This window comes from Gemmiger formicilis, from assembly GCF_024462815.1.
In the GTDB taxonomy this organism is placed as follows: Bacteria; Bacillota; Clostridia; order Oscillospirales; family Ruminococcaceae; genus Gemmiger.
The window spans coordinates 25,696-47,628 of record NZ_JANGCG010000002.1; the positions used below are offsets into that span (position 1 = coordinate 25,696).

20 protein-coding genes and 1 tRNA gene are annotated in these 21,933 nt (G+C 58.0%); 5 read left to right on the plus strand and 16 right to left on the minus strand.

Features of this window, described 5'->3' with window-relative positions; genetic code table 11:
• Window positions 1-7: 7 nt before the first annotated feature.
• From pfkB to NE623_RS02610, 5 genes are all read right to left on the minus strand, one after another.
• Complete coding sequence (pfkB, locus tag NE623_RS02590; protein WP_256271813.1) at window positions 8-916, minus strand: 1-phosphofructokinase; 909 nt, start codon at window positions 914-916, stop codon at window positions 8-10.
• Window positions 913-1,668 (minus strand): DeoR/GlpR family DNA-binding transcription regulator, encoded by a 756-nt coding sequence (locus NE623_RS02595; protein WP_256271812.1) that lies wholly within the window; start codon window positions 1,666-1,668, stop codon window positions 913-915. Before NE623_RS02595 ends, pfkB begins: the two co-directional genes overlap by 4 nt.
• Window positions 1,669-1,880: 212 nt before the next feature.
• Window positions 1,881-4,355: an excinuclease ABC subunit UvrA gene (locus NE623_RS02600; protein WP_256271811.1), complete on the minus strand. Its 2,475-nt coding sequence runs from the start codon at window positions 4,353-4,355 to the stop codon at window positions 1,881-1,883.
• A 51-nt stretch (window positions 4,356-4,406) separates the two neighbouring features.
• Complete coding sequence (locus NE623_RS02605; RefSeq protein WP_256271810.1) at window positions 4,407-4,706, minus strand: AzlD domain-containing protein; 300 nt, start codon at window positions 4,704-4,706, stop codon at window positions 4,407-4,409.
• The gene (locus NE623_RS02610; RefSeq protein ID WP_256271809.1) at window positions 4,703-5,431 is read right to left on the minus strand and encodes an AzlC family ABC transporter permease; all 729 of its coding nucleotides are present in this window, start codon (window positions 5,429-5,431) and stop codon (window positions 4,703-4,705) included. Before NE623_RS02610 ends, NE623_RS02605 begins: the two co-directional genes overlap by 4 nt.
• A 163-nt stretch (window positions 5,432-5,594) precedes the next feature.
• Between NE623_RS02610 and NE623_RS02615 the strand changes: the two genes are divergently transcribed.
• The 4 genes from NE623_RS02615 to NE623_RS02630 all read left to right on the plus strand — a co-directional run bounded on the left by NE623_RS02615 (window position 5,595) and on the right by NE623_RS02630 (window position 9,829).
• The gene (locus tag NE623_RS02615; RefSeq protein ID WP_256271808.1) at window positions 5,595-6,293 is read left to right on the plus strand and encodes a TraX family protein; all 699 of its coding nucleotides are present in this window, start codon (window positions 5,595-5,597) and stop codon (window positions 6,291-6,293) included.
• 133 nt (window positions 6,294-6,426) lie between these two features.
• A complete protein-coding gene (locus tag NE623_RS02620) occupies window positions 6,427-8,475 on the plus strand; it encodes an ATP-binding protein (RefSeq protein ID WP_256271807.1) in 2,049 nt (682 codons plus the stop codon).
• A 137-nt stretch (window positions 8,476-8,612) separates the two neighbouring features.
• A tRNA-Pro gene (locus NE623_RS02625) sits at window positions 8,613-8,685 on the plus strand.
• Window positions 8,686-9,082: 397 nt separating this feature from the next.
• A complete protein-coding gene (locus tag NE623_RS02630; RefSeq protein WP_256271806.1) occupies window positions 9,083-9,829 on the plus strand; it encodes a hypothetical protein in 747 nt (248 codons plus the stop codon).
• A gap of 445 nt (window positions 9,830-10,274) precedes the next feature.
• On the opposite strand, the gene fucO is transcribed toward NE623_RS02630, so the two are convergent.
• The 11 genes from fucO to NE623_RS02685 form a co-directional block, all read right to left on the minus strand.
• On the minus strand, window positions 10,275-11,423 hold the full coding sequence (gene fucO, locus NE623_RS02635) for a lactaldehyde reductase (protein WP_256271805.1): 1,149 nt from the start codon (window positions 11,421-11,423) through the stop codon (window positions 10,275-10,277).
• A gap of 165 nt (window positions 11,424-11,588) precedes the next feature.
• Window positions 11,589-12,212, minus strand: coding sequence for a V-type ATP synthase subunit D (locus tag NE623_RS02640; RefSeq protein ID WP_256271804.1), 624 nt, complete (start codon window positions 12,210-12,212; stop codon window positions 11,589-11,591).
• A gap of 137 nt (window positions 12,213-12,349) precedes the next feature.
• Complete coding sequence (locus tag NE623_RS02645) at window positions 12,350-13,744, minus strand: V-type ATP synthase subunit B (protein ID WP_256271803.1); 1,395 nt, start codon at window positions 13,742-13,744, stop codon at window positions 12,350-12,352.
• 16 nt (window positions 13,745-13,760) lie between these two features.
• The gene (locus NE623_RS02650) at window positions 13,761-15,515 is read right to left on the minus strand and encodes a V-type ATP synthase subunit A (protein ID WP_256271802.1); all 1,755 of its coding nucleotides are present in this window, start codon (window positions 15,513-15,515) and stop codon (window positions 13,761-13,763) included.
• A gap of 11 nt (window positions 15,516-15,526) precedes the next feature.
• Entirely contained in the window at window positions 15,527-16,117 is a 591-nt protein-coding gene (locus NE623_RS02655; RefSeq protein WP_256271801.1) for a V-type ATP synthase subunit E, read from the minus strand.
• 11 nt (window positions 16,118-16,128) lie between these two features.
• Window positions 16,129-16,434 carry a V-type ATP synthase subunit F gene (locus NE623_RS02660; protein WP_256271800.1) on the minus strand — a complete coding sequence of 102 codons (306 nt, stop codon included), beginning with the start codon at window positions 16,432-16,434 and terminating at the stop codon, window positions 16,129-16,131.
• Window positions 16,435-16,438: 4 nt separating this feature from the next.
• Window positions 16,439-16,813: an ATP synthase subunit C gene (locus NE623_RS02665; protein ID WP_256271799.1), complete on the minus strand. Its 375-nt coding sequence runs from the start codon at window positions 16,811-16,813 to the stop codon at window positions 16,439-16,441.
• A gap of 39 nt (window positions 16,814-16,852) precedes the next feature.
• Entirely contained in the window at window positions 16,853-18,769 is a 1,917-nt protein-coding gene (locus NE623_RS02670) for a V-type ATP synthase subunit I (protein ID WP_256271798.1), read from the minus strand.
• 65 nt (window positions 18,770-18,834) lie between these two features.
• Complete coding sequence (locus tag NE623_RS02675) at window positions 18,835-19,893, minus strand: V0D/AC39 family V-type ATPase subunit (RefSeq protein ID WP_256271797.1); 1,059 nt, start codon at window positions 19,891-19,893, stop codon at window positions 18,835-18,837.
• Window positions 19,890-20,222 carry a hypothetical protein gene (locus tag NE623_RS02680; RefSeq protein WP_256271796.1) on the minus strand — a complete coding sequence of 111 codons (333 nt, stop codon included), beginning with the start codon at window positions 20,220-20,222 and terminating at the stop codon, window positions 19,890-19,892. Before NE623_RS02680 ends, NE623_RS02675 begins: the two co-directional genes overlap by 4 nt.
• A gap of 182 nt (window positions 20,223-20,404) precedes the next feature.
• Complete coding sequence (locus tag NE623_RS02685; RefSeq protein WP_256271795.1) at window positions 20,405-20,881, minus strand: DUF2798 domain-containing protein; 477 nt, start codon at window positions 20,879-20,881, stop codon at window positions 20,405-20,407.
• A gap of 342 nt (window positions 20,882-21,223) precedes the next feature.
• Between NE623_RS02685 and NE623_RS02690 the strand changes: the two genes are divergently transcribed.
• Entirely contained in the window at window positions 21,224-21,928 is a 705-nt protein-coding gene (locus tag NE623_RS02690; RefSeq protein ID WP_256271794.1) for a YoaK family protein, read from the plus strand.
• Window positions 21,929-21,933 lie beyond the last annotated feature (5 nt).

Below are 21,933 nucleotides of genomic sequence, written 5' to 3' on the forward strand. Positions count from 1 at the left end.
ACTTAACTCAAATGGTTTTGAGCAGCTTCTCAATATCCTGCCGCGTGGCCAGCCCCAGACTGAAGGCTGTGGCACTGCCGCAGGCCGTGCCAAGGCGCAGCGCCGTGTCATAATTGCCGCCGCTTTGCTGGTAGCCCGCCACAAAACCGGCCACCATGCTGTCCCCCGCGCCAACGCTGTTGACCACCGTTCCCTTGGGGCAGCCGATGCGGTGGACGCCGCCCTGCTCGTCCAGCAGCAGCGCACCATCGCCCGCCATGCTGACCAGCACGTTGCGTGCGCCCTTCTCCTGCAGCATTTTTGCCGCCGTAACAACCTCGTTATCGTTCGTCAGCTTGATGCCCACAATCTCGCTCAGCTCATGGTTGTTGGGCTTGATGAGGAAGGGGCGGTAGCGCAGCACATTTACAAGCAAATCGCGTGTGGCATCTACCACAGCACGGACGCCGCGCCCCTCCAACCGGGCCAGCAGGCGCTCATAGGTGGTCTGGGCCAGACTGGCCGGGATGCTACCCGCCAGTATCAGAATGTCATCCTTCTGCAGCCGGTCGAGCTTTGTCTCCAGCGCCTGCATGGCGCCTTCCGGGATGTCGGGGCCCGCGCCGTTCAGCTCGGTCTCCTTCTCGGCCTTGATTTTTACGTTGATGCGCGTCATACCGTGCTCCAGATGGACGAAATCGGTTTTCAGCCCCTGCGCGGCCAGACCGCGCTCCAGCCAGGCACCGGTCTCCCCCGCCACAAAGCCGAGGGCCACGCTCTCGCAGCCAAGTTCGGCCAGCACGCCGGACACATTGATGCCCTTGCCGCCCAGCACGCAGTCCTCACCTCTGGCGCGGTTGACATCCCCCACCTTCAGTTCGCGGTCAAGCCGCACAACGTAGTCAATGGCCGGATTGAAGGTCACTGTGTAAATCATAGCTCTGTCTCCTTTACCAGTGTCAGCTGTTTGTATTTCGGTTCTGGGCAGCGGTTTGTCAGAATCGCACCGCCGTATAGCTCGCTGATGACCGCCGGGTAGATGCGCCCGAATTTGGAATCATCCACCAGAAACCACGTTTCCCTCGCACGGCGGGCCGCGGCGGCCTTGACGGCGGCCTCCTCCGGGTCAGGCGTTGTGAAGCCTGCGTTCAACGCCACACCGTTGGCACCCAGAAAAGCCTTTGTGAAGTTGAACTGCTGCAGCGAGGTAATCGTCGCCGCGCCGATGATGGCCTCGGTGCGGGGGCGCAGCAGCCCGCCGGGCACGCAGACATGGCAGCTTTTCTGTGCCAGCAGCCGCGCATGGGCGATGCCGTTGGTCACATAGTGGGCGTCCAGCGCGGGGCCGCCCAGCGCCCGGACCATTGCCAGCGTGGTAGAGCCTGCGTCAATGTAGACAAAGTCGCTGGCGCGAATCAGGCTGGCTGCGGCCTGCGCAATGCTGCGCTTCTGGCCGACCGCCAGGCTCTCCTTATCGGTCATGGTCGGCTCATCGGCCAGAAACTGGCCGTCCGGCAGCGTTGCGCCGCCGTGTACCTTGTTCAGCCGCCCTTGCCGGTCAAGCTCGGTCAGATCGCGGCGGATGGTGGATTCACTGGCGTTCAGTGCCTCGCACAGCTCCTGCACGGTGGCGGTGCGTTTTTCCGCCAGCAAGTTCAGAATCAGGGCAAAGCGTTCTTCGGCTAACATAGTGCTTGGTGCTCCTTTCCCGGTCTTGATTGAGCGATTTTGGTGATTTATGACGTTTCATGATTGACTATGGCTTTATTATAGCAGGTTTTCCGTCAAATTCAATCAGTTTCATTCATTTTCGTTCACCAAAATTAGCGTGCATTTTTTGTGCAGAATATACAAAGAAAAAGCCGGCAGAGGAAAATCACGTTTTCCTCTGCTGGCTTTCTTCAGATATAGCGTCCTGTCCGGCTCTCCGGGGTTGCTTTAATCTGCGCGGGGGTGCCTGCGGCCACAATCCGGCCGCCCTCCTCCCCGCCGCCGGGGCCCATATCAATGATATAATCCGCGCTGCGGATTACGTCCAGATCATGCTCAATGACCACCACCGTTGCACCGTTGGCGATCAGCGTGCGGAACACCCCCAGCAGGGTGCGCACATCCAGCGGGTGCAGGCCGATGGTCGGCTCATCAAAGACAAACACCGTGTCATGCTGGGCACGGCCCATCTCGCTGGCCAGCTTCAGCCGCTGTGCCTCGCCGCCGGAAAGGCTGGGCGTCTCCTCGCCAAGGGTCAGGTAGCCCAGGCCCAAATCCTGCAGCACCTGCAGGCGTTGGGTCACCAGCTTCAAATCCGTGCAGGCCTTCAGCGCCGTGTTGATGTCCATATCCATCAGCTCCGGCAGAGTGTAGCTGCCGCCGTGCTTGTTCTCGTGCCGTATCTCGTCCGCGTCCCGGCTGTAGCGGGAGCCGCGGCACTCGGTGCAAGGGATCTCCACATCCGGCAGGAACTGCACATCCAGACTGATAACGCCTGTGCCATCGCAGACCGGGCAGCGCAGCTTGCCGGTGTTGTAGGAGAAATCGCCCGCCTTATAGCCAAGGCGCTTCGCATCGGCGGTGCGGGCAAAAACCTTGCGCAGCTCGTCATGGACGTTGGCATAGGTTGCTACTGTGGAGCGCACATTGATGCCGATGGGCGTTGCGTCAATCAGCTTGACCTGACGGATGCCTTCTGCCTGCACCGCCTTCACGTGGGCAGGCAGGGCGCTGCCCGCCGCCTGTGCCGCCAGCGCCGGGACAAGGCTTTCCAGTATCAGCGTGGTCTTGCCGGAGCCGGAGACCCCCGTCACCACGGTCAGGCGGCCCTTGGGAAGCGTCACCTCCAGCGGCTTTACCGTGTGGATGGCACCAGTCGAAAGCCGGATGCACCCCTCGGCGAAAAGCTCCTCCGCCGGGCAGTCTGCGGGGGCGGCGTTCCCTGCCCCGCTCAGAAAGGGGCCTATCTGGGATGCCGAGTTCGCGGTCAGGTCGGCCACCGTCCCCTGTGCAATGACGCGCCCGCCGCCTGCGCCCGCCTCGGGGCCCATCTCAATCAGCCAATCGGATTCCGCCAGCACCTGGGTATCATGGTCAACCAGCACCACCGAGTTGCCGTCCGCAATCAAATCGTGCATCACACCGTTCAGCCCCACGATGTTGGAGGGGTGCAGCCCGATGGACGGCTCATCCAGCACATAGAGCACGCCAGTGGTGCGGTTGCGCACGGCGCGGGCCAGCTGCATCCGCTGGCGCTCCCCTGTGGAAAGGGTGGATGAGGCACGGTCGAGCGTCAGATAGTCCAGCCCTAAATCCATCAGCCGCTTGGCCCCAACGCGGAAGGACTCGCAGATGCTCTCGGCCATCGGGCGCATTTCGGGCGGCAGGCTGGCGGGTACGCCGTCCACCCAGTCGCACAGGGCGGTCAGCGTCATTTTGCAAGCCTCGTCCAGGCCAATGCCCCGCAGCCGCGGTGCGCGGGCCGCCTCCGACAGGCGCGAGCCGCCGCAGTCAGGGCAGACATCGGTGCGCAGGAACTTTTCCACCCGCTTCATACCCTTCTCGTCCTTGACCTTGGCCAGAGCATTTTCCACCGTGTAAACCGCGTTGAAATAGGTAAAGTCGAGCTCCCCGGCCTCCGGGGTGTTCTTGGCCTTGTAGAAGATATGCTTTTTCTCCGCCGGGCCGTTGAACACAATATCCTTTTCCCGGTCGGTCAGCTCCCGGAACGGCACATCGGTGCGCACGCCCATTGCGCGGCAGACGTCGGTCATCAATGACCACATCAGGCTGTTCCATGGGGCGACAGCGCCTTCATCAATCGTGAGGGAGTCGTCCGGCACAAGGGTGGTGCGGTCCACAGTGCGCACCAGCCCGGTTCCGTCACAGGTGCGGCAGGCACCCTGGCTGTTGAAGGCGAGCTCCTCGGCGGACGGTGCGTGGACCCGCGCCCCACATTCCGGGCAGTAGATGGGCTGCTCTGCCGCCACGTTCAGCGTCGGCGGGATGTAATGCCCATTGGGGCAGCGGTGGCTGGCGAGACGGGAGAACATCAGCCGCAGGCTGTTCAGCAGCTCGGTTCCTGTGCCGAAGGTGCTGCGGATACCCGGCACGCCGGGCCGCTGGTGCAGCGCCAGCGCCGCCGGGACGTAGAGCACCTCATCCACCTGTGCCTTGGCGGCCTGCGTCATACGGCGGCGGGTGTAGGTAGAGAGCGCGTCCAGATACCGGCGCGAGCCCTCGGCATAGAGCACACCCAGCGCCAGCGAGGACTTGCCGGAACCGGACACACCCGCAATGCCGACAATCTTGTTCAGCGGCACATCCACGTCAATATTTTTCAGGTTGTGCACCCGCGCCCCGCGGATTTTTATGGCGTCAATCATAAGTTTTCCTCATACAGCGAAGTAAAAGGGCGGCCATTGGCCGCCCGCCTTTTATACAAACAGCTCAATCACAAACACCAACACGCAGCAGATGACCGACACCGGGAACAGCCCGGCACCGCACCATGCGGCAACAATGCCCGCGGCCAGCGCCACCGCGCCGGAAATCGGCGTCTGGGTGGCCGCGATGATGGCCGGGAAGGTCATAACCGCCAGCGTGACATAGGGCACATAGTACAAAAAAGACTGAATGAACTGGTTCTTGATGGGCTTGCGAATCAGGGTAAGCGGCAGGATGCGGATGGTGTAGGACACCAGCGCCATAACCGCTATATAAATGTAGTTGTTCATTGGGCCGTCTCCTCCTGCTTAACCGGGAACAGCACCGCCGCTGCGGCGGAGATAACCACCGTCAGGATGATGGTGCGGGTGCCGTCACTCAGCGCCGACACACCCGGCAGATAGTTGCAGGCGAAGCTCAGCGCAAAGCTGAGGAGCACCAGCGCCGCCACAATGCGGTTTTTCCGCGCCGGGGGGATGATGATGGCCAGGAACATACCGTACAGCGCCACACTCAGCGCGCTGACAATGCGCAGGGGCAGCGCGTTGCCCGCCAGAATCCCCAGTGCCGTGCCGATGGCCCACGCGGGGGCCGCCAGCAGGATGGCGCCGTAGGTATAGTAGGGGTTCAGCGGCCCGGGCCGCGCAATCGTGATGCCGAACAGCTCATCCGTGACATCGTAGCCGATGAGCAGCCGGTGGAAAAACGGCGTTTCGGGCGCAAACCGCTGGGCCAGCGCGCAGCTCATAAGCAGATACCGTGCATTGGCAATCAGGGTAATGACAGCCACCTCCCAGTAGGTGGCCCTTGCGGCAATCAGCGTAAAGGCTGCATACTCCCCCGCCGAGGCGTTGTTGAGCAGGCTGGCCCAGAAGCCCTGCATCGGGGTAAGCCCCGCATTGCGCGCCGCAATGCCCAGCGAGAAGGAGACCGCAAAATACCCCAGCGCTATGGGGAAGCCGTCACGCATACCATCGCAGAGCACCTTGCGGCTGAACTGTGTTGACTCTTTCATCTTCCTATAACTTCCTTTCACCGGGTTTTATTATAACGCAGCTGTGGCAAGAAAGAAAGCACGGAGCGCGAAAAAAGTGCATTTTCTGCAATGACGGCCGGCGGTTTCTCGTGGTATACTGTAGAGCAGCTGCTCGTTATTTTGCAAAAAAGAGGTTTTCCTTATGTCACGCGATTCCATCAAAATGCTGGCCATGCTTACCATGCTGCTGAACCATATTGCCAATGCACTGCTGCCCGCCGGGGCGCCGCTTACCAATCTGTTTTTGTACATCGGCTACTTTACCGCCGTGACAATGTGCTATTTTCTTGTCGAGGGGTACGGCTACACCCACTCCAAGCGGCGCTACGCCGGGCGGCTGCTGGGGTTTGCAGTGCTGGCCCAGCTGCCCTACCAGCTGGCCTTCCCGGAAAATGGCATGGCGGGCTTTGTACAGTTCAATATGCTGTTCACCCTGCTGCTCTGCTTTCTGATTCTGCTGGTGCAGGAAAAAGTCTCCGACCCCATCCTGCGCGGCGCGGCCATCGTGCTGCTAATCTGCGCCTCGCTGTTCTGTGACTGGGCACTGCTGGCCCCGGTGTTTACGCTGCTCTTTTCGTGGGCCGGGGCTTCCCGCCCGCGCAAAAAGCTCGCCTTTGTCATTGCCGCCCTGCTGTACGGCGGTATGGCGTGGCTGGGCAGCGGGCTGCTGGCGGATGCCCTCGGCTGCGGTTTGCCGATTCTTGTCTCCGGCTTCTTTATTCTGTACCTGTACAACGGCCAGCGCACCGGGCACGGACGTACCTTTTATAAATGGTTCTTCTATGCGTTCTATCCCGCGCACCTGCTGATGCTGGGCCTGCTGCGGCTCGCCGTGTTGTAAAGTTCTTTTTCCTACCGGAAAGCTATTTATTTGTGTTCCTGCCTGGCAAATCCCTTGCAAATTCCCCCAGGATTTACTATAATGAACATATATTTGCCCTTATTCTAGAATTTTACGTAAGAGTGTACTATATATGAAACAAGAACACAAACAGACGGCCATACAGCGGCGGGCGAATCTTGTCTTTTTGCTCTGCTTTCTGCTGCTGGCCGCTGCCCTTGCCCTATTCAACCACACCACCAAGCAGCAGGAGCAGCTCAAGGCCGCCTACACGGCGGAATCCACCGTTGCCAATGTGGAGGCACAGCTCAACCGCTACCTTGCCGAATCTGATTTGCTGAAGAATATCGTCAGCAGCGGCTACACCATCAGCAATCAGGAGTTTGCCTCCCTGTCCGAGCTGATGTCCGATGAGGACGGCGTCATCAAGGCCATTGAGCTGGCCCCCGGCGGCGTGGTGCAGAACGTCTATCCCCTTGCGGGCAACGTGGACGCCATCGGGCTCAATTTCTTGCAGCACTCGGAGCGCAAGGTCGAGGCCAACCTCGCCAAGGAAAGCGGCCAGTACACGATTGCCGGCCCATTTGAGCTGGTGCAGGGCGGCACCGGCGCGCTGCTGTTTGACCCCATCTACACCGCCGATGAAAGCGGAAACCAGAAGTTCTGGGGCTTTTCCATGCTGGTGCTGGACTGGGAGAGCTTTCTTGACAAAATCCAGATTGACAAGCTGCAGAACGCCTCCTATGAATACCTGATTTGGAAAGCCGGCCACGAGGGCGAGCACGTGGTCATTGCGCAGGGTGACACCCCTGTGGGCGGTGACTGCTATGAGGTTGCCTGCGCGGTGCCCAATGACACGTGGTATTTTGAGATACGCCCCAAGGCCGGGTGGATTACCCCCACGATACTGGCGTTTGAGGTTATCATCCTGTTTGTGCTGCCCGCGTTGATTGCGCTGGGCTACTGGCAGACCGCGCTGCGCCGCTATAAAGACACCGTGCACGCTGCCGAGCTGGAGAAATCCGCCCGCGAGGCGCAAGCCGCCAACGCAGCCAAAACGCGGTTTCTGTTCAATATGAGCCACGACATCCGCACCCCGATGAACGCCATCATCGGCTACGCCCAGCTGCTGGAGGACCATCTGGACGAGCCGGAGCGCGCCCGCGATTATCTGGGAAAAATACGCTCCTCCAGCGATTTTTTGCTTTCCCTTATCAACTATGTGCTGGAAATGGCCCGCATTGAAAGCGGCAAGGCCACGCTGAAACCGGAGCCCTCGGACGTGCGGGAGCTGGTGGAATCCCTGTCGGCCGTCTTTGACCCGCTGGCCGCGGAAAAGCACATCGAGACAAAGTCCACCGTACATATTGAGCACCCCTATGTGCTCAGCGACCGCACGAAGGTGCGCGAAGTTTTCCTGAATATCCTCAGCAACGCCATCAAGTACACCCCCGAGGGCGGCCACGTCAGCTTTTCCATGACCGAGCTTCCCGGCGAGGAGCCCGGCACCCTGCGCTACAAGGTTGTTGTGCAGGATGACGGCATCGGTATGAGTGAGGAATATCTGCCCCACATCTTTGAGGAATTTTCCCGTGAGCACACCAGCACCGAGAGCCATGTTGTGGGCACCGGCCTTGGCCTGCCGATCGTGAAATCGCTTGTGCAGCTCATGCACGGCACGATTGATGTAACGAGCAAGTCGGGCGTTGGTTCCACCTTCACGGTCATTCTCCCCTTCCCCATCGCCACCGAGGAGCAGCTGCCCCGCCGCCGGGCACAGGCCGCCAACCCCGCCGCCGAGCTGGCGGGCAAGCACCTTCTTCTGGCCGAGGACAATGACCTCAACGCCGAGATTACAATTACCTTCCTGCAGGAGAACGGAATATTGGTTGACCGCGCCGCGGACGGCCTGCAATGTCTGGAACTGCTGCAGAGCAAGCCCGCCGGGTATTACGCCGCCGTGCTGATGGATATTCAGATGCCCAATATGGACGGCTATGCCGCCGCCCGCGCCATCCGCGCCATGCCGGATGACCGCGCCGGGCTGCCCATCATCGCCATGACCGCCAACGCCTTTGAGGAGGACAAGCAGCGCGCCTTTGAGGCCGGTATGAATGACCACATTGCCAAACCCATCAGCGTGGACACCCTGCTGGCCACCCTGCGGAAAAATATGAAGTAACCTCCGGCCTCCCTTCACCGGGAGGCTTTTTTGCAGCCTGTGCCCCGCAAAGTGCTATAAAAAAGTGCTATAAAAAAGCACACGCCGGGGCTTGACGCGCACGCCGCACGTGTATTATAATAGGTAAGTTATAAGAACGAGGTGTTGCGCAGTTGGTAGCGCGCGTGGTTTGGGACCACGAGGCCGCAGGTTCGAGTCCTGTCACCTCGATTATATCGAGTGTTCATAAGGTATTTGACCTATGGACACTCGATTTTTGTTTTTCTATATAATTTGATGTACGGCTAGGGATGTCCCTCGCTTTTTTGTTTATACAGGTTTTGTAATATATTTCACAGATGCGCCCTTTGCGTGTGTCTACCGTAAATACATTGTAACGGCAAGCAGACCATTTTTATATCCACATCATACAAACGGCAATTTAAGGTCACCCTAAGACCTGTTAAAAATCTTGACATTGAATGGTACAAATGATAGCATTAAATCAAGATTCTTTGTGTTGTTCTTACACCTCGTCAGGTGCTTTTTGAACGTTCACTAAATAAAGAGAATTGTATCTTTATTTTGTTATTTTTTATTATTACTTATAAAAAGGAGTTGTTCTTTTATGACAAGCAGCGGTCAAATTATTCGTAGCCTTGATGGTATTAAATGCATTTCCGAAATGCCACCGCATATGTATCTTTCGACCATTGTAGAGCCGTCTCTTCAAACCATCCTATTATCGAAATGGTCAACTTTTCCTCGCTTTTTATCGTTTATTATTTCTGCTATAATTGGATTTCTGTTCATATCCTATAGTACCGAAATTCCAATTCTTTTCGCATCGCCTGAATATGGCTCACAATATGCGTTCATCTTTTTTATCGTCTGTGTTCTTCTTTTATCCATATTCTTATTATACAATTCACGATTTTACTTTATATGGGCAAATAACTTATGGTATAAATTTATTCTAAAAAGAAATTTCCGTCGCTTTTCTGCTGCTGACTCATACTGCAGACAGTATGTTGAATTCCGAAGCGACAATTCTATACTTCACAACCACTTGTACAGACCATTTAATGATCAGCCGCTCAATGTCCTATCCAAAGAAAAACTTCTATGCCTTTTTATTGCCAGTGATTTTATAATGATCCTCGCACTTAAAAATCCTAAAAAGATTACCGCTACGTTTTCAAATTTTGATATTCTGCAAAATTTATATAAAAGCAATCTTTCTTTTAGCGATAGTATTTATATTCCATCTTCGCTGTTTAGTCGTTCTGACTGGGATACTTTGCAAAGCGAAATCAAAGGAATGGGTTTCCCAACAGTTGAGATTTCGTCACCGATTTCTTCCACCAATGTATAACGTGGTTTACTGTGTAGTACAGCGAATTTGTTCATTACTCACCGTTTGCTTTACCTAATTTTAAAATTCTAAAGTTTTCCCTTTCCTGCCGTACCTGAATTTCCTGTATTCGTTAGGTTAGACCATGTAAAACTTATAATGGGAAAGAGGAGCCACCGTTTTGTGTGGCTCCTCTTTTCAGTTTTGTTCGTTCAGAGCGCTCTTCTCTTATGCAAGGGCGGGAATCACCATAAGGAATGCCATAACTACAACAAGTGCGAATGTTCAAAATTTGAATACGATTGCGTCTGCCGATGAAACTTTACTAAATCTCTTATGAGTATCTGCACCACAAGATTGCCCCGGAGGCTGTGCCTCCGGGGCTGTTTTTATGCAGTCCTGCACAAACAAAAAGAGGGAGGCTGCTCTTGCGGGCAGCTTCCCTCTTACTTTATGCGATTATCAATTACAGCAGGCCGCGGTACAGCTCCTTGATTTCCTCCACGCTGGTGTCGCGGGGGTTGCCGGGGCAGCAGGCGTCTGCAAAGGCGGACTCAGCCAGGAACTGGACGTCCTCCTCCTTCAGGATGCCCTTCAGGTCGGCGGGGATGCCGACATCGGCAGAGAGCTTCTTGACGGCGGCAATCGTTGCATCGGCAGCCTCGGCATCGTTCATCTCGTCAATGCCGGTAACGCCCATAGCCTTGCCGACTGCGCGGTAACGCTCGCCTGCAACGGTCTTGTTGTACTCCAGACCGGTGGGCAGGATGATGGCGCAGGCAACGCCATGGGGGGTGTCATACAGGGCGGACAGGCCGTGTGCCATGCTGTGGACAATGCCTAAGCCCACATTGGAGAAGCCCATACCAGCGATGTACTGGCCCAGAGCCATACCCTCGCGGCCCTCCGGGGTGTTCTGCACGGCGCCGCGCAGATTCTCGGAAATCAGCTTGATGGCCTCCAGATGGAACATATCGGAGATGGTGCAGTGGCCCTTGGTGATGTAGCCCTCAATGGCGTGGGTCAGGGCGTCCATACCGGTAGCGGCGGTCAGGCCCTTGGGCATACTGGACATCATATCGGGGTCAACAACGGCAATCTCGGGGATGTCATTGGTGTCAACGCAGACGAACTTGCGCTTCTTCTCAACATCGGTGATGACGTAGTTGATGGTAACCTCAGCAGCGGTGCCGGCGGTGGTGGGCACTGCGATGGTAAAGACAGCGTGCTTCTTGGTGGGGGCCACACCCTCCAGGCTGCGGACGTCCGCAAACTCGGGGTTGTTGATGATGATGCCGATGGCCTTAGCGGTATCCATAGAGGAGCCGCCGCCGATGGTGACGATGCAGTCTGCACCGGCAGCCTTGAAGGCAGCAACGCCGTCCTGAACATTCTGGATGGTGGGGTTGGGCTTAATCTCGCTGTAGACGCTGTAAGCGAAGTTGGCAGCATCCAGCAGGTCAGTAACCTTCTTGGTGACACCGAACTTAATCAGGTCGGGGTCAGAGCAGACAAAAGCCTTCGTGTAGCCGCGGGCGGTCAGCTCGGGAACGATGTTCTCGATAGCACCGTGGCCGTGATAAGAGATCGTGTTCAGTACAATGCGACTTGCCATAGAATTTCTCTCCTTTTATTGTATCGGCCGTAATGGCCGATGATTTCATAGCCTGTCTTAATTATACCGTTATTTTTTTATCAGCGCCATTTAGAAAAGTAGCGGTCACTTTGTGAAAATTCCACTAAAAAAGACCCGGCACCGGGCCGGGTCAAAACGGAAGCCTTACGCTTCCTCTTTTTCTTTTTGTGCCTTGATAACCTTCAGGCGGCTGAACTCCTCGCGCTCGCGCTCGCTCAGGACCTCGTCAATGGACTTGATGGTCTTTTGCATCTGGGGTATCTGCACGTTGCCCAGCGCGTTTGCACGCTTCTGGGTTTTCTGGATAGCCTGCGCAAGGCGGATAACGCTGGTCTCCACCTCGGCCAGCTCCACGGTCAGGGTCTTGACCTCATTGAATTTGAGGTAGGCCACGTCCAGCGTGCCGTTGGTGGATTCCAAATCATAGTACAACCCCAGCGGCGCGGTGGTGTTCAGCTTCAGCGTGGGCAGCTCCACACCCATAACGCTGCGGGTGCTCATCTGCACCCCGCGCTCCACCGGTACACCGGCGGCATAGCCGCCGACGGAGCCCAGCATGATGTTCGCCTTTTTCAGCGCGTCATAGGCTTCGGCATAGGCCGCGGAAATGCGGTCCTGAATCCCGGCAGCGCGGTCGATGAGCTGCATCATCTCACGCACCAGAATGTTGCGCTTGCGGTCCATCAGGTCATAGCCCTGTGTGGCCAGTGCCAGACTGCGCTTGGTCGCCATCAGGTTTGATTTTGTGGGAAAAACCTGCTGTGCCATTGTGAACTCCTTAACTTTAGATAATAGATAAAAGATAATAGATAATAAATACGGTGGTTCGCCGCTGACGCGGCTTGAAATATATTTTGTTTTGGCCTTTCGGCCAAAACGCCACACTTTTTATTATCTTTTATCTATTATCTTTTATCTTTCTCAATTCTCGCCTTGGCGGGCTCGTAGTATTTATCCAGCGTGGCGGCATCGCAGCGGTCCAGCGCGTTGCGGGGCAGCGTGGCCAGCAGCTCCCAGCCCAAATCGAGCGTCTGCTCCATCGTGCGGTCGGTGTTGCCCTGCCCGATGAACTCCTGCTCAAAGGCGCGGCCAAAGGCCATCAGCTGCTTATCGCTCTCGGAGAGCTCTTCCTCGCCGATAACACTGGCCAGTGCCTTGGCATCCTGCACCTTGGCATAGCAGGCGAACAGCTGGTTGGACAGCGTGACATGGTCCTCACGCGTGTAGCCTGCACCGATGCCGTCCTTCATCAGACGGGACAGGCTGGGCAGCACGGACACCGGCGGATAGAGGCCGGTGGCGTCCATACCGCGGTCCAGCACAATCTGACCCTCGGTGATATAGCCGGTCAGGTCGGGGATGGGGTGGGTAATGTCATCGCCGGGCATGGTCAGAATCGGAATCTGGGTCACAGAGCCCTTGCTGCCCTTGATGATACCGGCGCGCTCGTACAGGCTGGCCAGATCGGAATACAGGTAGCCCGGGAAGCCCTTACGGCCGGGAATCTCGCCCTTGGAGGAGGAGAACTCACGCAGGGCCTCGCAGTAGCTTGTCATATCGGTCAGGATAACCAGCACGTTCTTGTTCAGGTCAAAGGCCAGATACTCGGCCACGGTCAGCGCGGCACGGGGGGTAATGATACGCTCAATGATGGGGTCATTGGCCAGGTTCAGCAGCATGACCACACGCTCCATAGCGCCGCAGCTCTCAAAGCTCTCGCGGAAGTAGGAGGCAACGTCATTCTTGACGCCCATAGCGGCAAAGACGATGGCGAAGTCAGAGCCATCGGCCACACTGGCCTGACGGACAATCTGGACTGCCAGCTCATTGTGCTTCATGCCGGAGCCGGAGAAAATCGGCAGCTTCTGGCCGCGAATCAGCGTGGCCAGGCAGTCGATGGAGGAAATGCCGGTGTGGATGTAGTTGCGCGGGTAGACACGGCTGACCGGGTTGATGGGCGCGCCGTTGACATCGCGGCGGGCCACCGGGTAGATATCGCCCAGACCGTCAATGGGGCGGCCCAGACCGTCCAGCACGCGGCCCAGCAGCTCGGGGCTCAGATCCATCATCATAGGGTGGCCGGTCATAACCGTGCGGTTGTTGACCAGACTCAGGCCGCGGGTGCCCTCAAACACCTGAATCACGCAGCGGTCGCCGTCCACACGGACAACACGGCCGACGCGGGTGGAGCCATCGTCCAGATGCAGCTCCACCATTTCATCGTACTGGACGCCGGGTACGTCATCCAGCACAACCAGACTGCCGTTGATTTGGGAAAGTCCGATATGTTCCAGAATCAATGTTATTCCCTCCTCATCAGCCCTGTGCCACGGCAGCCAGCTTGGTGTCGATTGCCTTCTGCAGCTCGTCCAGCTTGGTAAAATCGTCGTTGGGCACGGTATACTTCATCTGCACCAGCTCATCAAACAGGCCGGTGGCCAGCAGACGGCTGACTGGCACCTGCTTGGCGACAAGCGCGGCGCACTTATCATACAGATACAAAATGGTTTCCATCATCTTCAGCTGCTTTTCCAGCGGGACATAGGTGTCCACGGCATGGAAAGCGTTCTGCTGCAGGAAGCCGACGCGAATCACGCGGGCAATCTCAATCGTCAGCTTCTGGTCATCGGGCAGCACGTCCGAGCCAATCAGCTTGACAATCTGCATCAGGTTGTTCTCCTGCAGAAGCAGGTTGGCAATGCGCTCACGGCAGGTCATAAAATCGTGGCCGACATTGTCATAGTACCAGCCGCCCAGATCGCCCAGATACTCGCTGTAGGAGTCGTTCCAGTTGATAGCGGGATAGTGGCGGGCGTAGGCCAGAGACTTATCCAGCGCCCAGAAGCAGCGGGTAAAGCGCTTGGTGTTCTGGGTGACCGGCTCCGAGAAGTCATTGCCCTGCGGGCTGACAGCGCCGATAACGGACACAGAGCCCTCGGCACCGTTCAGCGTCTTTACGTAACCGGCGCGCTCGTAGAACTCGGCCAGACGGCTGGGCAGGTAGGCGGGGTAGCCTTCATCGGCGGGCATTTCCTCCAGACGGCCGCTGATTTCACGCAGAGCCTCAGCCCAGCGGGAGGTGGAGTCCGCCATCATGGCGGCGTGGTAGCCCATATCGCGGTAATACTCCGCCAGCGTGATGCCGGTGTAGATGGACGCCTCACGGGCGGCCACCGGCATATTGGAGGTGTTGGCAATCAGCACCGTGCGGTCCATCAGGCTCTTGCCGGTGCGGGGGTCAACCAGCTCGCTGAATTCCTGCAGCGCCTGGGTCATCTCGTTGCCGCGCTCGCCGCAACCAACATAGATGATAATGTCGGCGTCGCACCATTTTGCAATCTGGTGCTGGGTCATCGTCTTGCCGGTGCCAAAGCCGCCGGGGATGGCCGCCGCGCCGCCCTTGGCCAGCGGGAACATCGTATCAATGACGCGCTGGCCTGTAATCAGCGGGCGGGGCGAGGTCATACGCTCAGCCGAGGGACGCGGCAGGCGGATGGGCCACTTCTGGCACAGGGTCAGCGTGTGCTCCTTGCCCTTGGCGTCGGTCAGCTTGACGACAGGCTCGTTGACGGTGTAGCTGCCGTTGTCGGCCACCCACGTCACCGTACCGGAAACCGTCGGCGGCACCATGCAGCGGTGCTGGATGGCCGGAGTCTCGGGGCAGGTGGCGTAAATCTGGCCGGGAGTCAGGGTCTCCCCTGCCTTGACGGTCACGGTCACGTCCCACTTGGCGCTCTCGTCCAGAGAGGGCTCATGGGCGCCGCGCTCGATAAAGCTGCCCATATGGCTCTCGATGGCGGGCAGCGGGCGCTGGATGCCGTCATAGATGTTGCGCAGGATGCCGGGGCCGAGGGTGACGGACAGCGGGCCGCCCGTGCTCTCGACCGGCTCCCCTGCCTTCAGGCCGCCAGTCTCCTCATAGACCTGGATGGTGGTTTCCTTTTCGTTCATACGGATGACCTCGCCGACCAGACGTGCCTTGCCGACATAGACCATCTCCATCATTTCCAGATTGGTTTTGCCCTTGATGGTGACAACGGGGCCATTGATGCTGTAAATTTTATTTTCCATTGCTTTGCCCCTCAAATATTGATTTCCAGCCCGGCGTTCTGCAGGAACCACTCATGCTGGGCGTCCAGACGCGCCGCCAGTGTATCGTCTGCAGCCAGACCCTTGGCGGCGTTCCTGCCCTTCAGACCGCCGATTCCGATGGTATCATCGGCGGTCAGCGTAGCGCCTGCGGGCAGCTTCACGCCCTGCAGCAGCGGCAAATCCGCCTTGCGAGCGTAGAGCTCCACATTCTCGCCCAGAGCCTCGGCCAGCGCAACGGCCTCGGTCTGCAGCCACGCGGCGTATTTTTCACCGGCGGCAAAGGCGGCCAGCTGCTCACGCGCCTTGGCAAAGGTTTCGTCTGCAATCTGCTGGCGCTGGGCGGCCAGCGTGGCGCGGGCGGCCATACGGGCGGCACTCAGGTCGCGGTTGGCGCGGGTGCGGGCGCGCTCGGTCTCAAAGCGCAGGGTGCGCTCCACACGGGTGTTTTCGGCCTTGCGCGTTTCCTCCAGCTGGCTGTCAATCGTGCGCTCGGTTTCGGCGCGGATTGCGGCGCAGGCTGCCTCGCCCTCAGCGCGGATGGACGCCAGAAAGCGCTCTGCGCGGGTATCTAATTCGTTCATGGTCACACCTCTCAAATCTTGACGCCGATGGCCTCGCGGATGTAGCGGGTCAGGCGGTCCTTACCGGCAGCACCGCCGCCGGTGGAGGGCACGGTGATGAGCAGCGGCCCCCCGGCTGCGCGGGCATTGTCCAGCACAGCCGTGTAGGTCTCGGCGATTTTTTCCGTGACCAGCAGCACGGCGATATCCGGCTGGTTGGCGGCGTCGGCCAGTGCATGGCGCAAATCGGCCTCGCTGCGGGCAACGGTGCCCTCAATGCCCGCCAGACGCAGGCCGTTCATAGCGTCGGAGTTATCGCTGATGAGAAAGAACCGCATGGCGTTACACCAGCTTGGACAGAATCATGATGGAGATAACCAGACCGTACAGAGCAATGGACTCGCCCAGAGCGACGAAGATCAGGCTCTTACCGAAGGTCTTTTCGTTCTCGCTGTTGGCAGCGATAGCAGCAGGCGCTGCGGAGGCAACGGCCATGCCGCCGCCGATACCGGCCAGACCGGTTGCCAGAGCAGCGGCCACCAGACCGATGCTCAGGGAGGAGTTGTGGTCATTGTCATTGTTGACCGTCTCGGAGGCGGTGGTGGCAGCGGCGGTGTCGGCGGTATCGTCGGCAGCAAAGACGCCCAGTGCGCCGCAGCAGGTCACGGCGGCAACAATCAGAATGGTAACAAACAGCTTGCTGAACTTGGTTTTCATAACGGAACCCTCCATAATTTTAAGTTTATACTTTCCTTTTTACACTTTGTTCTTGGCCAGATTGAAGGCCGTGAACTTGCGCCCGCCGCCCTTGTAGCAGCGGCTGAACATCTCATAGAATTCCAGACGGATGCCCTGAATGGCGGACAGCAACGCCTCCAGACAGATGACCACGATGTTGCCCAGAATGACAACCAGAATGTTGTTGGGCGTACCGGCCAGCGTAAAGACAACCATCATCATACTGGCGTGGACGATGACGAACGCGCCCACACGCAGGAAGGAAATGGTGTTGGACAGATAGCTCAACACCGTTTCCAGCAGCTCAAAAACGCTCTGCATCAGGTAGTTGCCCATACCGCCCGCAGGCTTCCAGGGCTTGCCCTCCACCATCGGGGCCAGCAGCTCGGCAAAGAGCAGCAGAATCAGGCCTGCCACCATACCGACCACCGCCAGCGTCTGCGGCATAAAGGTCACAGCACCCATAAAGGCGCTGGCCAGATCCACGCCACACAGGTAGGTAATCATACCCACCACGCCGTTGGGCGAAAAGATGAACTCGCCCCACTCCTTGTGACGGGCGTGGGTGTACATATTCAGGCACATGGCTGCCAGCACCAGAATAACGCCGATATACACGGCCACCATCAGGATGCCGGTGATGGAATCCATAACCGAGACAGGCTTACCAGCCATGCCCAGTGCGTGGTAAAGCGGGTCAAGGGCCTCCTCGTAGCCAAAGAGAGAACCATAAACCAGTCCGAAAATCGTGCTCGAAATGCCGCAGGGAATCATCAGGTGGAACAGGTCATTGTGCTTGACCTTCCACATAAAGGTGCTGAACAGCGCCAGCACAATGCCCTGCCCGACATCACCAAACATCATGCCGAACAGCACAGTGAAGGTGATGGCTACAAAGCCGGTGACATCTGTCTCGCCATAGGCAGGCAGACCGTACATTTCGACGAAAAACTCAAAAGGGCGGCTCCACCAGGGGTTTTTCAGCTTGGTGGGGGGTGTCATCCTGCCGGCGGATTCCGGTTCATCCACCGTGACGCGCAGGCCGCGGATGGCCCGCGCCTTGCCGACTATCTCCTCCACCTCTGACGCCGGGACCCAGCCGACGCAGAAGAAGTGCTGCCCCTTGACTGCGGCCATACGGCGCAGGTCATAGACGGCGGCGTAATAGCAGGCTGTGTTGTACAGCAGCTGCACCTTGTCCGCATTGGCCTGCCACAGGGCGGCAATGCGGCCGTTGACATCGTCCACGCTCTTGTTGACAACGTCAAGGTTTTCCTGGAAGTGGGCGATGATTTCCTCCGGCGAGCCCGCTGCGCCGGGCACGTGCACCGGCTCAAAGTAGAGCATTGAGAAGATACCGTCTGTCTCCAGCGCCTTCTCCCGGGGGGTCATATAGACGCCCCAGTAGCCGGTCTTGGTCTGGCTGCAGGGCACGAACAGCAGATACGGGTCATCGCCGTAGTTGTTCATCAGCTTGTTGTAGCCTTCCGTCGGCAGGAAGCCGAAGCGGATTTTGACGTGCTGGCAGTCCAGAATATCATCCATGTTGACCTTCAGGCCGGTAAAGTGGCTGTACTGCGCAATGCCGTCCTCGCAGAGCTTCTTCTGGTCCAGCAGAACCTTGCGCTCCGCGCAGAGGTCATCAATCTGTTCCAGCAGGTCGCTCAGATAACTGCGGCCCTCGGCATCCACCGGGTCGCTGTGCTGCTGGCCCTCGTGCAGCTCTATGTCTGCCTCTTTGGCCATTGTCTCAATCTGGTCACGAATCGCGGTATGGGGGTTTTCCTCATTCAGGGCGCCGTACCCCAGCGATTCCGACATATATCTGGTTGCCGGTTCCAGGTCAAAGCGTCCGTCCATGCAGCACGAGCCGATAAACTCGTTCAGCTGGTCCATTGTGCCCTGCACCCGCACCAGTTTCATCTTTTCAACCAATCAGTTCACACTCCTTATGCCGTTTTCTGCAGGGGCGGCCCCTGCAGGGCTTTCGGCAGGCTTACTCAGTCGTTCTCATCAAATCCCATCAGCAGACCTTTGAGCTCCTCGGGCGGCAGCTTGTAATGCACACCCTCGATGATGTGGTCAAGGTCCTGCACCTCACACCGGGCCAGCCATACATAGCACAGCATAACCAGCGTGGGGTTGGTGGAAAAGCGCAGCCATTTGCGGCACCAGTCGCACCGGTAGTGGAAGAAGCCCTCCTTCAGCACCGAATACTCATGGTGGGCCAGCAACGGGCCATACTTAGTCTTGGCAAAGCGCGCCTTGAAATCCGCCAAATCGTGTGCCGCCAGCAGATACTCCCACTCGGCATCGGTCAGGGCCGTGCAGTCGCGGCGGGCGTTGGTGCGCACCACGGAATCCGGCGCGCCGATGCGAATCAGCCGCGCTGCGTTGGACACCGCGGAGGTATCGCACTCGAGCTCAATCAGCTCCCGCAGGCCCGGCTCCGCCGCCGTCCCCTTCCCTGCCGGGGCCAGCGCCACAAGCGCTTTGTGACGGCGGTCCTGCAAAAGGGGCTCTGCCTGTGCGGTCAGGCCGCGGTCGGTTCTGGCCGTTTTCAGCGGTGCCAGCACCTTTTCCCACGGCGTGCCCACCACGGCAGCCAGAATCCCATCCAGACCCGTGGCCTTGGCCAGCGCGTAGAGGTCAATGCAGCAGCGCTGCTGCATGAACTCCGGCAGGCGGAACAGGTAATCGCCGGGGCGGCCTGCATCCAGGCAGCGCATGGCGGCGGTCAGCTCGTCCACCTCACAGCAGAGGGTGAAATACTCATACACCTTGCTGCCTGCGCTGCGGTCATAGCGGCAAAGGCTGTCATAGCGGGCGTACAGGCTCTGGCGCAGCAGGCCTTCCAGCTGGGCGCGGCGGGCGTACTGGGGGTTTACCTCCGCCAGTGCCTCCGCGTACAGCGGGTACTCCTTCAGGGCTGTGGCCAGCTCCGGCATGGTACGGCAGCCCATCAGGCGGCGGTAATCGTCCGCCCGCAGGCGGCGGCCGTACAGGGCGCGGGCCTTGGCCAGCACGGCATTGCCACTGGCCTTACCCGTATTGCTCATTGTGCAGCCTCCCCGCCCAAGGTGCGCTGTACAAGCTCAGCGCACCATGCGGCCTCGTGGGCCTTGGCGGCGGCAGTCATGGCCTCGGCCGCCTGCTGGCGCTGCTTTTCCAGCGCAGCCATCGCGGCGGCGTTGCCCTCCTCGGCTGCCTTGGCGGCGGCTTCGGACTCTGCCTTTTCGCGGGCGTTGCACTCCGCGAAAATCTTCTGCTTCTGCTCGTCCAGTGCAGCCAGCCGGGCGGTGCGTTCCAGTTTGGCCTTTTCGGTGGCCTTGCGCTGGGCAGCGTCCATCTCCAAAATGGTCTGCATCAGGTCGTTCACATCATTCATGCAATGCACCTCACTCTTTGAGAGCTTTTGAACCGGGGATTTGTTCCTACTTAAATAAGTGTACCCATTTCCCAAGTCCAGCCGTATTATAGCACTATTGCCAAATTTGGCAAGTGGTTTTTGTGCAGTTTTATTTGGACAAAATGCGGATTGTGTTTTTTTGTCGATGCTTTGTGAAATAATTATCTATCTTTCTTGACCAGTGCCAGTCCCTTGCCGAACAGGAAGCGCACCAGCGGGCCTGCGGCGCACAGCTGCCACAGGAAGGCCATGGGATAGTTCAGCGCGGTGGTCTGCACCCAGATGGCAATGAAGTTCGCGTTGTGGCTGTCCTTAAAAAGAAGCGTGGCAAAGAAGCTCATCAGCGGGCACATCATCCACGCGGACAGGCAGGAGATAGCAGCAATCAGGAAAACCTGCTTGTCCTTGCCGGGGGTGAACCAGCTTGTGGCAATGCGCATCGCCGTGGGGCCAACAAGGAAGGTGTCCAACAGGAAAGCAATCACGCCCATAATGGGCAGCTCACTGAAGGCGGCTAGAAAGACAAAGTTCTGCATCCCGCCGACTTCCAGCGAGATGTTGTAGCAGACCATTGCATAGACCATAACACAGACCATCATAATGGTGTAGGCGATTTCCTGTTTCTTTGTTTGCGGCATTGTTGAATACTCCTCTATATTACGTTATTTTTTCCAAAACAAAAACAGCCCCCGGACGGTCTGCAACTCGTTGCGACTTCCGGGGGCTGTTGTCTCACTGCGTTGGAAAGTGAAGCCAGTATACCGCATCTTGCACGTCTGTGTAATACCCTTACACAAAAATCTGTGCTTTGTATAAAAGTTATCTCCGTTTTGCGGCCACACTTTAGGCAATACCGCACAAATTCAAAGAGATTTCTTTGGTACAAATCACCAGTTCTGTCACCGCACGGCTTTACAAGCGTCCTTCCCCTGCGCTATAATGTCGAGTGGATTATTAAGAATGAAGAGGGTTGGAGAATTATGTCAAGCTCATTGCAGCATCACCGCGGCCAGATGTCGGAGGCGTTCCGCACGGTTATGTTTTTGTCGGCATCGGGCGGGCTGCAGGACGCCTATACCTACATCGGGCGCGGCAAGGTATTTGCCAATGCGCAGACCGGCAACATCGTGTTGATGAGCCAGAGCCTGTTTGAGGGCGATCTGGCGCGGTTCTGCCACTATTTTGTGCCAGTGCTTTCCTTTGCGCTGGGCGTAGCGGCGGCTGAGTGCATCCGCCTGCGCTGGCGGCAGGCCAAGCGCGTGCACTGGCGGCAGCTGGTGCTGCTGGCCGAGATTGCCATGCTGTTTGCGGTGGGCTTTTTCCCGTCCGAATGGGATATGGCCGCCAATGCGCTGGTATCCTTCTCCTGCGCCATGCAGGTGCAGGCGTTCCGCAAGGTGCACAGCTACCCCTTTGCCAGCACCATGTGCATCGGCAACCTGCGCAGCGGCATGGACGCGCTGGTCGCGTTCGGGCATACCCGCGATAAGCAGCTGCTGTGGAAGTCCCTGCATTACTTTGCCATCATCTTCATTTTTGCCTTGGGTGCAGGCGTCGGCGCGCAGTGCATCGCCCTGTTCGGGGCAAAAACCATCTGGCTTTCCTGTGCGCTGCTGGTGGTCAGCCTCTGCTTTATGTTCATCCGCGAGGATTTGCCGGAGCTGGAAACCGAGCTGAAGAAATAAGGTGC

Coding starts and splice junctions, on each gene's coding strand:
- fucO (WP_256271805.1), bottom strand. CDS start 11,423: ATGGCAAGTCGCATTGTACTGAACACGATCTCTTATCACGGCCACGGT.
- NE623_RS02655 (WP_256271801.1), bottom strand. CDS start 16,117: ATGAACGAATTAGATACCCGCGCAGAGCGCTTTCTGGCGTCCATCCGC.
- NE623_RS02680 (WP_256271796.1), bottom strand. CDS start 20,222: ATGAATGATGTGAACGACCTGATGCAGACCATTTTGGAGATGGACGCT.
- NE623_RS02665 (WP_256271799.1), bottom strand. CDS start 16,813: ATGAAAACCAAGTTCAGCAAGCTGTTTGTTACCATTCTGATTGTTGCC.
- NE623_RS02605 (WP_256271810.1), bottom strand. CDS start 4,706: ATGAACAACTACATTTATATAGCGGTTATGGCGCTGGTGTCCTACACC.
- NE623_RS02685 (WP_256271795.1), bottom strand. CDS start 20,881: ATGCCGCAAACAAAGAAACAGGAAATCGCCTACACCATTATGATGGTC.
- NE623_RS02620 (WP_256271807.1), top strand. CDS start 6,427: ATGAAACAAGAACACAAACAGACGGCCATACAGCGGCGGGCGAATCTT.
- NE623_RS02675 (WP_256271797.1), bottom strand. CDS start 19,893: ATGAGCAATACGGGTAAGGCCAGTGGCAATGCCGTGCTGGCCAAGGCC.
- NE623_RS02595 (WP_256271812.1), bottom strand. CDS start 1,668: ATGTTAGCCGAAGAACGCTTTGCCCTGATTCTGAACTTGCTGGCGGAA.
- NE623_RS02630 (WP_256271806.1), top strand. CDS start 9,083: ATGACAAGCAGCGGTCAAATTATTCGTAGCCTTGATGGTATTAAATGC.
- NE623_RS02690 (WP_256271794.1), top strand. CDS start 21,224: ATGTCAAGCTCATTGCAGCATCACCGCGGCCAGATGTCGGAGGCGTTC.
- NE623_RS02640 (WP_256271804.1), bottom strand. CDS start 12,212: ATGGCACAGCAGGTTTTTCCCACAAAATCAAACCTGATGGCGACCAAG.
- pfkB (WP_256271813.1), bottom strand. CDS start 916: ATGATTTACACAGTGACCTTCAATCCGGCCATTGACTACGTTGTGCGG.
- NE623_RS02615 (WP_256271808.1), top strand. CDS start 5,595: ATGTCACGCGATTCCATCAAAATGCTGGCCATGCTTACCATGCTGCTG.
- NE623_RS02610 (WP_256271809.1), bottom strand. CDS start 5,431: ATGAAAGAGTCAACACAGTTCAGCCGCAAGGTGCTCTGCGATGGTATG.
- NE623_RS02600 (WP_256271811.1), bottom strand. CDS start 4,355: ATGATTGACGCCATAAAAATCCGCGGGGCGCGGGTGCACAACCTGAAA.
- NE623_RS02660 (WP_256271800.1), bottom strand. CDS start 16,434: ATGCGGTTCTTTCTCATCAGCGATAACTCCGACGCTATGAACGGCCTG.
- NE623_RS02650 (WP_256271802.1), bottom strand. CDS start 15,515: ATGGAAAATAAAATTTACAGCATCAATGGCCCCGTTGTCACCATCAAG.